The 13,621-nt window shown below is 64.0% G+C and carries 11 protein-coding genes; 10 read left to right on the top strand and 1 reads right to left on the bottom strand.

The features are described 5' to 3' along the window. Window positions 1–188: 188 nt before the first annotated feature. The 3 genes from B0G77_RS07400 to B0G77_RS07390 all read left to right on the top strand — a co-directional run bounded on the left by B0G77_RS07400 (window position 189) and on the right by B0G77_RS07390 (window position 3,489). Window positions 189–1,112: a histidine kinase gene (locus B0G77_RS07400; protein WP_133661526.1), complete on the top strand. Its 924-nt coding sequence runs from the start codon at window positions 189–191 to the stop codon at window positions 1,110–1,112. 10 nt (window positions 1,113–1,122) lie between these two features. Next, window positions 1,123–1,779 carry a response regulator transcription factor RqpR gene (gene rqpR, locus B0G77_RS07395; RefSeq protein ID WP_133661525.1) on the top strand — a complete coding sequence of 219 codons (657 nt, stop codon included), beginning with the start codon at window positions 1,123–1,125 and terminating at the stop codon, window positions 1,777–1,779. A gap of 312 nt (window positions 1,780–2,091) precedes the next feature. After that, window positions 2,092–3,489: an amino acid permease gene (locus B0G77_RS07390; RefSeq protein ID WP_133661524.1), complete on the top strand. Its 1,398-nt coding sequence runs from the start codon at window positions 2,092–2,094 to the stop codon at window positions 3,487–3,489. Between the two features lie 763 nt (window positions 3,490–4,252). Here B0G77_RS07390 and B0G77_RS07385 read toward each other — a convergent pair. Next, on the bottom strand, window positions 4,253–5,449 hold the full coding sequence (locus tag B0G77_RS07385) for an IS4 family transposase (protein ID WP_133661257.1): 1,197 nt from the start codon (window positions 5,447–5,449) through the stop codon (window positions 4,253–4,255). A gap of 401 nt (window positions 5,450–5,850) precedes the next feature. On the opposite strand from B0G77_RS07385, the gene B0G77_RS07380 reads away from it, so the two are divergent. The 7 genes from B0G77_RS07380 (at window position 5,851) to B0G77_RS07350 (ending at window position 13,504) form a co-directional block, all read left to right on the top strand. Further along, the gene (locus B0G77_RS07380) at window positions 5,851–6,351 is read left to right on the top strand and encodes a (2Fe-2S)-binding protein (RefSeq protein WP_133661523.1); all 501 of its coding nucleotides are present in this window, start codon (window positions 5,851–5,853) and stop codon (window positions 6,349–6,351) included. A gap of 10 nt (window positions 6,352–6,361) precedes the next feature. Further along, a complete protein-coding gene (locus B0G77_RS07375; RefSeq protein ID WP_133661522.1) occupies window positions 6,362–8,749 on the top strand; it encodes a xanthine dehydrogenase family protein molybdopterin-binding subunit in 2,388 nt (795 codons plus the stop codon). A gap of 15 nt (window positions 8,750–8,764) precedes the next feature. Next, on the top strand, window positions 8,765–9,565 hold the full coding sequence (locus B0G77_RS07370; RefSeq protein ID WP_133661521.1) for a xanthine dehydrogenase family protein subunit M: 801 nt from the start codon (window positions 8,765–8,767) through the stop codon (window positions 9,563–9,565). A 141-nt stretch (window positions 9,566–9,706) separates the two neighbouring features. Beyond that, window positions 9,707–10,594 carry a MoxR family ATPase gene (locus tag B0G77_RS07365; RefSeq protein WP_133661520.1) on the top strand — a complete coding sequence of 296 codons (888 nt, stop codon included), beginning with the start codon at window positions 9,707–9,709 and terminating at the stop codon, window positions 10,592–10,594. Further along, window positions 10,573–11,925, top strand: a complete 1,353-nt coding sequence (locus tag B0G77_RS07360; RefSeq protein ID WP_208116402.1) for a VWA domain-containing protein — start codon at window positions 10,573–10,575, stop codon at window positions 11,923–11,925. The genes B0G77_RS07365 and B0G77_RS07360 overlap by 22 nt, the downstream gene beginning before the upstream one ends. Next, window positions 11,916–12,509: a carbon monoxide dehydrogenase subunit G gene (locus tag B0G77_RS07355; RefSeq protein ID WP_133661519.1), complete on the top strand. Its 594-nt coding sequence runs from the start codon at window positions 11,916–11,918 to the stop codon at window positions 12,507–12,509. The genes B0G77_RS07360 and B0G77_RS07355 overlap by 10 nt, the downstream gene beginning before the upstream one ends. Further along, on the top strand, window positions 12,482–13,504 hold the full coding sequence (locus B0G77_RS07350) for an XdhC family protein (protein ID WP_133661518.1): 1,023 nt from the start codon (window positions 12,482–12,484) through the stop codon (window positions 13,502–13,504). The genes B0G77_RS07355 and B0G77_RS07350 overlap by 28 nt, the downstream gene beginning before the upstream one ends. Window positions 13,505–13,621 lie beyond the last annotated feature (117 nt).

Here is a 13,621-nt window from a genome sequence, read left to right as displayed (position 1 = left end):
CGTGCCAGAACACCGGCTTTCTTGTTACTGAATGTAAATTTCGTTACGTCTGAGCGTAGCGATTATCCGTCGCGCGGAGGTCGCGCCGGATCCATCGAGAGGTCGGAGGCTCGCACCGGTGCCTCTGTTTTCGGGTGGTCGACGCGCGCACGGTTAGCTGTCGAAGCCGCTTCCTGAGAGGGAGAGTCATGGATACGTCGATTGTCATACCGATTAACGCGAATACGCCCCTTCCCGTCGCGCGGGACGCCCTCGGCATGGCCGCGCCCGACCTTCATTCTGACGTTTCCTCCCCCGCTGTTTCCCTCGCCGCTCCCCTGCATCGGCCAAACGACGACGCGCCGCCAGCGGCCGGGCGCGAACTTGCGCGCCTGCGCGCCCGTGTGCGCGAACTCGCCGGCGAGCTGGCCCACGCGCAGGAGGCGGCGCGCCGCCATCTGGCGCGCGAACTGCATGACGGCGTCGGCGCGGAGCTGACCGCCACGCGCTTTGCGCTGGCGAGCGTCGACACCTGGCTGCCCGCCGATGCCCCCGCCCAATGCGCAGCCGCGCTCGACGTGGCAAACCGTTCGCTCGATGCGGTGTGCGACGCGATCCGGCGCGCCGTCGCGGAACTGCACGGTCCGCAGCTGGATGCGGGCATCGTCGGTGCGTTGTCGCAATGGGTCGAGGACTTCGCCGGGCGCACCGGGCTACGAACCAGTCTCATCTGCGCCGCTGATGTGCGGCTGACCTGTTTATCGGCCGATGCCGCACTGGCCGTCTTCCGCGTCGCACAGGAGGCGCTGAACAACGTTGCGAAACATGCGCAGGCTTCGGGCGCGAATGTGCGCCTCGAAACCAGCCGCCGGTATCTGACACTCGTGATCAGCGACGACGGCTCCGGCCTGCCGTCCCGTAGACGGCAACGCCCTGGTCACCGTGGCTGCTTCGGGATTACCGGCATGCGCGCCCGCTGCGAAACATTCGACGGCAAGCTATGCGTCTCGGGCGGTGGAACCGGACGCAGCGGCAGGAAACACGCTCGGGGCACCACAGTGAGCGCCCGCTTTGCGTGGGACGCGATGCTGACGGCGGTGCCGTCGGCCGCGCGCCGCGTCCAGTCATCGTGAGCCGCCAACCATGAGCCTGCGCATCCTGATCGCTGAAGACCATGTCGTGGTCCGCCAGGGCGTCCGCCAGTTGCTGATCGATCGCAAAGTTGCGCATGAAGTCGCCGAGGCAGAAAGCGGCGGCGAGGCGCTCACGAGCGTCGCGAAACATGCGTACGACGTGGTCCTGCTCGACATCTCGCTGCCGGACATGAACGGCGTCGAGGTGCTCAAGCGTATCAAACGCAAGGTGCCGCGCCTGCCGGTGCTGATGTTCTCGATGTACCGCGAGGATCAGTACGCGGTCCGGGCGTTGAAGGCGGGCGCATCGGGTTATCTGTCGAAGACGGTCGATGCCGCGCAGATGATCGCCGCGATCCAGCAGGTCGCGGCGGGCCGCAAGTACGTGAGCCCGGCGATGGCCGAGGCGCTTGCCGATTACGTCTCGTTCGACGGCGAACAGCTGCCGCATGAGAAACTCTCCGACCGCGAGTACCAGACGCTGTGCATGCTCGCATCGGGCAAGCGCCTGACTGACATCGCGAATACGCTGTCGCTGTCGGTGAAGACGGTCAGCGTGTACCGGACGCGCCTGCTCGAAAAGATGAAGCTAAGCAATAATGCCGAGCTGACGTTCTATGTGATGAGCAATCGGCTCGTCGACCTTAATCCGACGATGGCCGGTTAACGGTCCGGTTCAGAGCGTCCAGCTCGCGTCATCGATTGCGCAATCGATGACGCAATCAACCGCGCGCGGATCGCGACCTGTCAGTCAGATTGCTTCCCACCCATCTGCCAAGCGCCTTGAGCGGAATCTGTTTTCGCCGCAGCTTGTCTCGACAACACATGCCCCAGAATTGGGCGATCCGGCAGTCTTCCGTTCCGCGCCTGGCCGCTTCTGCTGCGCAGCTCCAGAGGAATCCGTGTACGCATCCGCTAGAATCCAGGGTTTTCCCGGCATTCGGCGCGCAAATACGCGTGCTTCACAGAGACCTCGCCAATGTCCCTCTTTCGTAAGAAAAACGTCGAACACATGCTCGCCGGCGCGCAAAGCGCTGGACTCAAGAAGGCGCTAGGCGCGCTCGATCTGACTTTCCTCGGTGTCGGCGCCATCATCGGCACCGGCATATTCGTGCTGACCGGCACCGGCGCAGTAGAAGCCGGCCCGGCGCTGATGGTTTCCTTCCTGATTGCGGCTGTTGCCTGCGGCTTTGCCGCGCTGGCTTATGCCGAGTTCGCCTCGACGATCCCGGTCGCCGGCTCGATCTACACCTATTCGTATGCGACGCTCGGCGAACTGGCCGCGTGGATCATCGGCTGGGACCTGATGCTGGAGTACGGGCTCGCGACGTCGGCGGTGTCGGTGGGCTGGTCGGGCTACCTGCAATCGTTGCTGGACGGGTTCGGGCTGTCGCTGCCAGTCGCGCTGACGGCGGCCCCGGGCGCGCTGCCGGGACACGAAACGCTCTTCAACCTGCCTGCGTTTCTCGTGATGATGGCCGTTACGACACTGCTGTCGATTGGCGTGCGCGAATCGACGCGTGTGAACAACATCATGGTTGCCATCAAGGTGGTGGTCGTGTCGCTGGTGATCGCGGTCGGGGTATTCCACGTCACGCCGGCGAACTGGCATCCGTTTATGCCGAACGGCTGGCATGGCGTATTCGGCGCGGCGGCGGTGATGTTCTTTGCGTTTATCGGTTTCGACTCGGTGTCATCGGCGGCAGAGGAAGTGAAGAATCCGAAACGCGATCTGCCGATCGGCATCATCGCTTCGCTGGGTGTCTGCGCCGTGCTGTATGTGGCGGTCGCCGCGGTGGTGACGGGCATCGTGCCGTCGGCGCAGTTCGCCAATATTTCGCACCCCGTGTCGTATGCGCTGCAGGTTGCAGGACAGAAGTGGGTTGCCGGATTCATCGATCTCGGCGCCGTGCTGGGCATGCTGACCGTGATTCTCGTGATGGGCTATGGGCAGACGCGGGTCATTTTCGCGATGTCGCGGGATGGGTTGCTGCCTGCGGCGCTGTCGCGCGTGCATCCGCGGTTTGCTACGCCGTTCCTGACGACCTGGATCGTCGGGATCTTTTTCGGGTTGATCGGCGCCCTAGTGCCACTGAATGTGCTCGCTGAAGTGATCAATATCGGTACGCTAGCGGCTTTCTCGATGGTTTCCATTGCTGTGCTGATCTTGCGGCGGACGCATCCGGATTTGCCACGGGCGTTTCGCTGTCCCGGTGTGCCGGTTGTGCCTGTGCTTGCTGTCGCTTCCTGTCTTTTTCTTATGGCTAACCTCCAGCTCATTACCTGGGTCGCGTTCCTGATCTGGTTGCTGATCGGGATGGTTGTCTATTTTGGTTATTCAAGGCGGCATTCCAGGCTCGCACATGAAGGACGGTGATTCTTTTGTCCTTCGGACGGGGTTTGCTCGGTTCACCGGTTTGGTGTTGTGGTTGTTTGGTCTCGGTTTTTTTGCCTTTCCGTGTTTTGCTTCTGGTTTATTGGCGTTGCCCCTGTGCGGGGCGGCACCTACTTTTCTTTGTCCCCCAAGGGGACTTCCTTCGGGCGTCTTCCAAAGAAAAGTAGGCAAAAGAAAGGCGCTTCGAAATGTTTGCTCTTCGGGGTGCATCGCTAACGGGGAATGGCAATCCATAAAGTGTCGCCCTCGCAGGGGACCCGACATTGGTCCGACGCCAGACCTTCCCTCGCGCAGTTCAGCCCGTGACAAAGGGCTCATTCATCCCGCTCCGCACTACGTGCGTCACGGATGGGTTCGTCCGGCAGGGTGCCGTTTGCACCCCGGCGGTTTGCCCCGCTCACCGTCGCGTTGGCGGGCAAGCCTGTCGAAGTGACGAGGCGGCAACGCGGGTGTTATGCCGATCGGCGACGCGCGTAGCGCGGAGTCGGATGGATGAGTGCTTTGTCACAAGCGGCACTGCGCGAGGGATGGTCTGGCGTCGGACCAATGTCGGGTCCCCTGCGAGGGCGACACTTTATGGATTGCCATTCCCCGTTAGCGATGCACCCCGAAGAGCAAACATTTCGAAGCGCCTTTCTTTTGCCTACTTTTCTTTGGAAGACGCCCCGAAGGAAGTCCCCTTGGGGGACAAAGAAAAGTAGGTGCCGCCCCGCGCAGCAATGCTCTCAACTTAAGCCCCATTCGATCAAGCGAGCTTGTACGCGAGATGGAAATGGGGCTTGGCTTTTCTGGGCGGTCGAGGATAGGAGCGTGCGTGCTGGATGCGGCATCGGTTCTGGTGGATGAGCGCAAGTACCGTGGCGAGGCCATCCAGACAGTGGCGGACGCGCAGAAGGCACGCGCCGAGGATGGGCTTGAGTGCGCCCAGTGCGTACACCCGGTTAGGACGGCTGGCACATTCATCGTCGTGCGAGGCATCAAGGTCGCTGAGCAGTGTGCACAGGTTGTCAGCGAGGATTTTTGCGCCGAGGTCCTGCTGCAATGCCAGGTAATCGAGCCCTGTCACGGCCTCCAGTCGCAGCCGGTGCTTGAGGCGTTTGAACGCTTCCTCGACGCGCCAGCGCTGATGATAGAGCGCCCCGAAACACGCAGCCGGATATCGCTGGCCGTCGAGCAGCGAGGTCATCAGCACACGCACGCGACCGCTGGGCGTGACGTCCCGTATCAGGCGCACGGTGCTCGGCGTACGCGCCAGTTCATAGTCGCGGGCATCCTGCTCGCCGGGCGCATCCAGCGTCACGATGCGCTCGGCTTTATCGCTGCGGGTAAAGTCGGCAACGCACTTCCAGTTGCGTGCATCGACGCGCATGCAGAACGGGATCTCGCGCTGCGCCAGCGTGGCCACCATCGTGTTGCCGATATAGCCGCGATCGAGCAGCAGCAGATCGGTATGCGGCTGCAGCACGTCCAGCGCTTCGAACAGCATCTGCCGCTCGGCGCCGTCGGCGGGATGGAGCGCGGCGTACAGCGTCAGCTCGGGGCCGGGCAGGAACAGCGCAAACGCGAAGTGATCGGCGCGCAGTTCATGGCCGCGACGCGTGCCTACACGCAGGCGGCTACCGTCGGCGGCGACCAGCCTCAGGCCGTTCCAGCGCATCGAATCGATATGGGGTTGGGCCAGCGAAATCAGGTGAGCGCGGGCCAGTTCGAACAGCTCGGCCGACAGTCCCCGACGCGCCTTGCTGAAAGCCTGTGCGCTGACCGCGCGGGTACGGCCGCCGCGCTCGTCCAGTGCGCCAAACAGCGCGTCGAGTTCGGCCTGCACGCTGGCACACATGCCCGACATCATCAGCGCGGCCATGCGCGGCAAGGTCAGTATGCGATTGCGGGTAAAGGCGCGGGGAGAACGACGCACGCGATCGGCGAGCGCCGGGTCGAACAGGAAATCGGAGAACTCAGACAGAAGCCGCGAGGACGCTGGTATTTGAGTTCATATCGTTGATTTATCAGGGAGTTATTGAATGAAGTTTACAGGGCCAATGCCTCGTTTACAAGCTCTTTGAGGCTTAAGTTGAGAGCATTGCCCCGCGCAGGGGCAACGCCAATAAACCAAAAGCAAAACAAGGAAAGGCAACCAACCCAGGGCAAAACCAAACAAAACCAGAACCCAAAAAAAGAAAGCAGCTACCCCCAATAGCCCCTGCCCCCGATTTGTGCTTTACTTTTCGCTGCAAGCATAAAAAACAACCAGAACCGTACGAACCTCACAGCAGGGCAGTCGGAACAGGTAGTGGAAAAATGTGAGCTTCGTGCTGGTCTCGATCCCCCCCAAGGAGACAGTCCATGGCGATCAGCATCAGTCTGACGGTGAACGGCGCGCCCGTGACCACCGAAGTCGAGCCTCACATCCTGCTTGTCCAGTTTCTCCGCGATCAGCTACGCCTCACCGGCACCCACATCGGCTGCGACACCGCCCAATGCGGTGCCTGCACCGTCCACCTGAACGGCCGCGCGATCAAGTCGTGCAACATGCTCGCCGTGCAGGCCGACGGCGCCGATGTCACCACGATCGAAGGCCTCGCCGTCAACGGCGAACTCCATCCGATGCAGGCCGCGTTCCGTAACTGCCACGGTCTTCAGTGCGGCTTCTGCACGCCAGGTATGGTGATGAGCGCAACCGCGCTGGTCCAGACTCACCCCGATGCCACCGAGGCCGACGTGCGTCAGCATCTCGACGGCAACCTCTGCCGCTGCACGGGCTATCACAACATAGTGAAGGCTGTGCTCGAAGGCGCCGCCGGCATGAAGTCAGGCGCAAACGCGACCGCCAAAGCCATCGCCTGAGGAGCCCACGATGAACGCACCCGATTCGCATAGCCTCATCGGCGCCTCCGTCAAGCGTAAGGAAGACTATCGCTTCCTCACCGGCAACGGCCAGTACACCGATGACATCGTTCTGCCGCAGCAGGCTTACGCTGTGTTTCTGCGTTCGCCGCACGCCCACGCGCGCATCAACAGTATCGACACCGCCGCCGCGAAGAAATCGCCCGGCGTCGCCGCCATCTTTACCGGCGCGGACCTCGCAACGGATAACGTCGGCGGCCTGCCGTGCGGCTGGTTGATCCACAGCATCGACGGCAAGCCGATGAACGAGCCGCCGCATCCTGTGATCGCGCATACGAAGGTCCGCCATGTCGGCGACCAGGTTGCGCTCGTGATCGCGGATTCGGTAAAAGCGGCCAAAGATGCCCTCGAACTGATCGACGTCGACTACGACGTGCTGCCCGCGGCCGTCGATACGGCGCACGCCGCCGACCCCGGCCAGCCGGCTGTCCACGACGAGGTGCCCGACAACGTCTGCTACAACTGGGGCCACGGCGACAAGGCCGCCACCGACGCCGCCTTCGCCAAAGCCGCCCACGTCACCACCCTCGACATCATCAATAACCGTCTGATCCCGAACGCGATCGAGCCGCGCGCCGTCAATGCGAGCTGGTCGCCGCAGGACGACAGCTACACGGTCTACGTCGCGAACCAGAACCCGCACGTCGAGCGGCTCCTGATGGCGGCGTTCGTGCTCGCGCTGCCGGAATCGAAGGTGCGGGTCATCGCACCCGATGTCGGCGGCGGCTTCGGCTCCAAGATATTTCTCTATGCCGAGGATGTCGCACTGACGTGGGCCTCGAAAAAGATCCGTCGTCCCATCAAGTGGACTGCGGAACGTTCGGAAGCCTTCGTTTCCGACGCGCACGGCCGGGATCATGTGACGAAGGCCGAACTCGCGATGGACGCCGACGGCAAATTCCTCGCGATGCGCATCCACACGATCGCGAATATGGGCGCTTACCTGTCGACGTTCGCCTCCAGCGTTCCGACGATCCTGTACGCGACGCTGCTCGCCGGCCAGTACGCGACGCCCGCGATCTACGCCGAGGTCAAGGCGGTGTTCACGAACACGGTGCCCGTCGATGCGTATCGAGGCGCGGGCCGTCCGGAAGCGACGTACGTGGTCGAGCGCCTCGTCGAAACCGCCGCGCGCGAGATGAAGCTCGATCCGGCCGAAATCCGCCGACGCAACTTCATCCGCACTTTCCCATACGCGACGCCCGTGGGTCTCACCTACGACACCGGAGACTACGAAACCTGCCTCGCCCGCGCGCTCGAACTTGCGGACGTCAAAGGCTTCGAGGCGCGCAAACAGGAATCGCAGAAGAATGGCAAGCTGCGCGGATTGGGCTACTCGTGCTACATCGAGGCCTGCGGCCTCGCGCCATCGAACATCGCAGGTGCGCTGGGTGCGCGGGCAGGGCTCTTCGAAGTCGGCGAGATCCGCGTGCATCCGACCGGCTCGGTCACCGTTTTCACCGGCTCGCACAGTCACGGCCAGGGACATGAAACGACCTTTGCACAGGTCGTCGCGGACCGGCTCGGCATTCCGCTCGAAAGCGTCGAGGTCGTGCACGGCGACACCGGACGCATTCCGTTCGGCATGGGCACGTATGGCTCACGCTCGATTGCAGTGGGCGGTTCGGCGATCATGAAGGCGCTCGACAAGATCGAGTCGAAAGCCAAAAAGATCGCCGCGCATCTGCTCGAAGCCGCGGCCGAGGATATTGAATTCAAGGACGGCGTATTCCGCGTCGCAGGCACGGACCGCACCAAGGCGTTCGCCGACATCTCGCTTGCCGCCTACGTGCCGCATAACTATCCGCTCGACAAGCTCGAACCGGGCCTCGACGAAAGCGCGTTCTACGATCCGACCAACTTCACCTACCCGGCTGGCGCGTACATCTGCGAAGTCGAAGTCGATCCGGATACCGGTGAGAGTCAGATCCAGAAATTCACCGCCGTCGACGACTTCGGCAACGTGATCAATCCGATGATCGTCGAAGGCCAGGTGCATGGCGGCCTTGGGCAGGGCATCGGCCAGGCGATGCTCGAGCGCTGCGTGTACGACAACGAGAGCGGCCAGCTGCTCTCCGGCTCCTACATGGATTACGCGATGCCACGCGCATCCGATCTGCCGGACTTCACCGTCGAAACCGCCAAAGGCACGCCGTGCACGCACAACCCGCTCGGCGTGAAAGGCTGCGGCGAGGCGGGCGCGATCGGCTCGCCACCGGCGGTGATCAACTCGATCATCGACGCGCTCGCGCCGCTTGGCGTGACCGACCTGCAAATGCCGGCGACGCCGCATCGCGTGTGGTCCGCGATCCGCGCCGCGCAAAACCCGAAGACGTAAGCGGAGGAAGCCGACATGTATGCATTCGACTATCAACGCGCGGCCGATGCGAAGGCCGCCGTCGCGGCACGGAACGCGGACAGCGAGGCGAGGTACCTCGCGGGCGGCCAGAGCCTGCTGCCCACCATGCGCCTGCGTCTCGCCCAGCCCTCGCAACTGATCGACGTCACGCGGATCGCCGCGCTGAAAGAGATCAAGGTGGACGCGAAGACGGTGACCGTGGGTGCAGCTGTTTGCCATGCCGATGTCGGGAGCCATGCCGACATCCGGAGCGTGCTACCGGGGCTCGCGGACCTTGCCGGAGGTATCGGCGACCGGCAGGTGCGCGCGCTCGGCACGATCGGCGGATCGCTCGCGAACAACGATCCGGCGGCATGCTATCCCGCGGCCGCGCTCGGACTCGGCGCAACGATCGTGACCGACCGGCGACGCATCACCGCCGACGATTTCTTCGTCGGCATGTACGAGACGGCGCTGGAGCCTGACGAACTGATCACCGCCGTCGAGTTTCCGATACCCGAGCGTAGCGCGTACGAGAAATTCAACAATCCAGCGTCGCACTTCGCACTGGTCGGTGTTTTCGTCGCTAAAAGCGCGGACGGCGTGCGGGTGGCGGTGACGGGCGCGGCGGCGTCGGTGTTCCGCGCGACGGAGCTGGAGGCGGCGCTCGCCGCGAACTTCGCGCCGGCGGCAGCGCGCGCCGTAAGCGTTTCCGCCGATGACCTCAACACCGACATGCACGCGAGCGCCGAATATCGCGCGCATCTGATTCCGGTGCTTGCGGCGCGTGCCGTAGCGAAGGCGAACGGCGCCTGACGACGCGAATTGCCGCGCGACGATCGACATTCACTTCACGTCACACATCGATCGCCGCGCGTCATTCGCCATGCGCCGCCCGCGCAATGACTGTGGCCCGGTGCGTCCGGGCCATTCGCCTTACCGCTGTGCAGGAACACCATGCAGCCTGATTCAATTGACGCCACCCTCCACCAGCTCACCGCACAGGGCTACTTTGCGAGCCGGGAACTCGCGACCGCGCTCTATCTCGCGTTGCGCATGGAGCGGCCGCTCTTCGTCGAAGGCGAACCGGGCGTCGGCAAGACCGAACTCGCGAAGGCCGCAGCCGGCATGCTCGGCACGACGATGCTTCGGCTGCAATGCTATGAAGGGCTCGATACCGCAAGCGCGCTGTATGAATGGGACTATCCGCGCCAGATCATGGCGCTGCGCCTCGCCGAAGCCGCCGGCCAGCGCCCCGATAATGACACGCTCTACCGCGGTGAATTCCTCCTGAAGCGGCCGCTATTGCAGGCGCTAATGCCCGACGAGCACAACCCCGGTGCGCGCCGCGTGCTGCTGATCGACGAGATCGACCGCGCCGACGAGCCCTTCGAAGCGTTCCTGCTCGAACTGCTATCGGATTTTCAGGTGTCGATTCCAGAGTACGGCACGGTGCGCGCGGAACGGCCGCCGCTTGTCGTGATGACGTCGAACCGCACGCGCGAAGTCCACGACGCGCTAAAACGCCGCTGCCTGTATCAGTGGATCGGCTATCCGGACCGTGACCGCGAACTGGCGATCGTCGCGGCGCGCGCCCCGGAAACATCCGCCGACCTGCAGCGGCGCGCGGTCGACTTCGTGCATCGTCTGCGCGGCATGGACCTGTTCAAGGCGCCGGGAATCGCTGAAACGATCGACTGGTGTCGCGCGCTCGCGGCGTTGTCGGTCACCGAGCTTGATCCGCAATCGGTGCAGAATACGCTCGGCGTGCTGCTCAAGTACCAGGACGACCTGGCGCGCATCGACGCTGAGCAGATCGCGCAATGCCTCGCCGTGCCGGAATGACGATGATGTCCCGCAAGCCAGAACCTGGCATGCCCACGGCAGCCGCCCCGCGCGATCTGGCTGCCGCGGTGGCCGCGATTGCCACACCCGACGCCGCGCCCGCCTCGCCCGCCGATAGGCCGACGCTCGCACGCAACGTGGTGCACTTCGTACGCGTACTGCGTGGCGCCGGTTTGCCGATGTCCCCCGCCCAGGCGGTGGACGCGCTCGCGGCGCTGCGCTGGATCGACCTCGGCCGCCGCGACGATGTGCGCGCCGCGCTCGCCGCGCTGCTCGTCTGTGCGCCGGACGAGCGCGAACTGTTCGACGCCGCGTTCGACCTCTTCTGGCGCGACCCAGACTGGGAAGGCAAGCTGCGCGCATTGCTGCTGCCGAAGGTACTCAACGGCATGCCGCCTCCGCGCCGCAACAACCGGCTCGCCGACGCACTCGCCGTACGTTCGCCGGCGTCGAAGCAAGGCCACAAGAACCAGGAGACCGAACAGCAGGAACTGCACGCGCACGTTACCTTCAGCGCGGAAGAGCGTCTGCGCCATCGCGACTTCGACACGCTCACCGCCGACGAATGGCGCACCCTTCGCCATGTGATCCGCGGCCAGCGCCTGCCGCTCGCGACCGAGCCGACGCGTCGCCTGAAGGCGTCGTCACGCGGCACTCACGCGGACCTGCGCGCAAGCGCGCGCCACGCCGTGAGGGCTGGCGGCGACTGGACCGTCTGGAAATACCGCAAAGCTGTCGAGCGCAAACCGCCGCTCGTGTTGCTGCTCGATATCTCCGGCTCGATGAGCAGCTACTCGCGCGCCGTGCTGTATTTCTGCCACGCGTTGCTGCAGTCACGCGAACGTCTGCAGGTGTTTCTGTTTGGCACACGTCTTACCAACGTGACCCGCACGCTGCGCGAACGCGATCCCGACGTCGCGATTGCGGCAATTGCCGGGCAGGTTGTCGACTGGTCTGGCGGCACGCGCATCGGCGCGGCGCTTGCCGAATTCAACCGGCGCTGGGCACGGCGTGTGCTGACCGGCAGGGCAACCGCCTTGCTCGTGACCGACGGCCTCGATCACGAAGCCATCGATGTGCTCGACACCGAAATGGCCCGGTTGCATCGCTTTGCACACCGCGTGGTCTGGCTCAATCCGCTCCTGCGCTACAGCGGTTTCACGCCGAAGGCGCGTGGCGTACAGGCGATGCTGCCGCATGTCGACGCGCATCTCCCGGTCCATAATCTGGAAAGCCTCGCCGCATTCGGCCGCGATCTCGCGCTGCTGACGAGCGCACCCCGCGCCACCAGAATGGCCACAATACAAGGAGAAGGCTGCCGATGGAACTGACCGAAAGCTATACGCTGCCCGTTTCGCAATTGCGAGCGTGGGAGGCGCTGAACGACACGGCGATCCTGCGGGCGTCGATTCCGGGCTGCGACAGCATCGACCCCGATGGCGAAAACCGCTACGAAGTGGTCCTGAGCGCATCGGTCGGGCCGGTGAAGGCGCGCTTCAAGGGCCGCATGGAGCTGAAGGACATCGACGCGCCGCACACCTACACGATCGTCTTCGAAGGGCACGGCGGCGTGGCCGGCTTCGGCAAGGGCACGACACACGTCACGCTCGAACCTGACGGCGAGGACGCGACGAAGCTGTCGTACACCGCGACGGCTCAGGTGGGTGGCAAGCTCGCGCAGATCGGCTCGCGCCTCGTCGATGGTGCGGCCCGCAAGCTCGCCGGAGAGTTTTTCAAACGCTTCACCGCGCAGGTAACGGGCGAAGGTGCCGCGGACAGCACCACCGCCGATACCCCTACCGCAGTTGCGGCCACAGCGGAACCGCTAGAATCGTCGGTTGCGCCGGATACTGCATCCGGTGAAGATCAGACGAAAAGGAAGAAATCATGGACAGCGTGGATCTCGAAGTCCTGAAATCCAGTGCACGCTGGCTCGAGCAGGGACATCGCGCACTGCTGGTGACGGTGGTGAAAACATGGGGCTCGTCGCCGCGTCCCGAGGGCGCGATGCTCGCCGTCCGCGACGACGGTCTCGTGGTCGGCTCGGTTTCGGGCGGTTGCATCGAAGACGACCTGATCGACCGCGTACGCCAGCGCGGCATCGAGCAGACCCTGCCCGAAGCGGTCAAATACGGCATCACGGCGGAAGAGGCGCATCGCTTCGGCCTGCCCTGCGGCGGCACGATCCAGCTCGTGCTCGAACCGCTCTCGAAGGACAGCGGCATCGCCGAACTGTGCGAGGCGGTGGAAAACGGGCAACTGGTTGCGCGCACCGTGGACATGACGACGGGTACTGCACGCCTCGGCCCGGCGCTCGCCACCGATGGCGTCGATTTCGACGAAAAGCGCCTCCTGACGATTCACGGTCCACGCTACCGGATGCTCGTGATCGGCGCAGGACAGTTGTCGCGCTATCTGTGCCAGATCGCGGTCGGGCTCGATTATCAGGTGACAGTCTGCGATCCGCGCGAGGAATACACCGACGAGTGGGATATCCCAGGTACGAAGATCGTCCGCACGATGCCCGACGACACCGTACTCGATATGAAGCTCGACGAGCGCTGCGCCGTGATTGCGCTGACGCACGATCCGAAGCTCGATGACCTCGCGCTGATGGAAGCTTTGAAAACACCGGCGTTCTACGTGGGCGCATTGGGCTCGCGGCGTAATAACGCGGCGCGGCGCGAGCGGCTCAAGGAGTTCGATCTGAACGACGCCGAACTGGCGCGGCTACACGGGCCGGTGGGCATCTACATCGGCAGCCGCACGCCGCCGGAAATCGCTGTGTCGATTCTCGCCGAGGTTACCGCGGCAAAGAACGGGGTCTCGCTACCGACGCTGTTGCAGGTAGAAGGTGCGAAGGCCGCACGGGAAGTCGCCGCAAGCGGCGGTGCCGCCTGCAGCGTCTGACAGAAGCGATAGTAGACAGGAAAACGGCGCGAACACGCGTCGCGCCGTTCAGCGAGCGTTCATGCATGTGGCCCGATATATCAGCTCAGGATTGCCCACATCTTTTCGCTGAATCGC

The organism is Paraburkholderia sp. BL10I2N1 (assembly GCF_004361815.1).
Lineage (GTDB): Bacteria > Pseudomonadota > Gammaproteobacteria > Burkholderiales > Burkholderiaceae > Paraburkholderia.
This window is presented reverse-complemented; position numbering and strand designations above follow the sequence as displayed.

What these genes read in the sequence shown, in the direction of transcription:
- B0G77_RS07350 (WP_133661518.1), top strand. Translation starts at nt 12,482, where the DNA reads ATGGACAGCGTGGATCTCGAAGTCCTGAAATCCAGTGCACGCTGGCTC.
- B0G77_RS07365 (WP_133661520.1), top strand. Translation starts at nt 9,707, where the DNA reads ATGCAGCCTGATTCAATTGACGCCACCCTCCACCAGCTCACCGCACAG.
- B0G77_RS07370 (WP_133661521.1), top strand. Translation starts at nt 8,765, where the DNA reads ATGTATGCATTCGACTATCAACGCGCGGCCGATGCGAAGGCCGCCGTC.
- rqpR (WP_133661525.1), top strand. Translation starts at nt 1,123, where the DNA reads ATGAGCCTGCGCATCCTGATCGCTGAAGACCATGTCGTGGTCCGCCAG.
- B0G77_RS07400 (WP_133661526.1), top strand. Translation starts at nt 189, where the DNA reads ATGGATACGTCGATTGTCATACCGATTAACGCGAATACGCCCCTTCCC.
- B0G77_RS07360 (WP_208116402.1), top strand. Translation starts at nt 10,573, where the DNA reads ATGCCTCGCCGTGCCGGAATGACGATGATGTCCCGCAAGCCAGAACCT.
- B0G77_RS07390 (WP_133661524.1), top strand. Translation starts at nt 2,092, where the DNA reads ATGTCCCTCTTTCGTAAGAAAAACGTCGAACACATGCTCGCCGGCGCG.
- B0G77_RS07355 (WP_133661519.1), top strand. Translation starts at nt 11,916, where the DNA reads ATGGAACTGACCGAAAGCTATACGCTGCCCGTTTCGCAATTGCGAGCG.
- B0G77_RS07375 (WP_133661522.1), top strand. Translation starts at nt 6,362, where the DNA reads ATGAACGCACCCGATTCGCATAGCCTCATCGGCGCCTCCGTCAAGCGT.
- B0G77_RS07380 (WP_133661523.1), top strand. Translation starts at nt 5,851, where the DNA reads ATGGCGATCAGCATCAGTCTGACGGTGAACGGCGCGCCCGTGACCACC.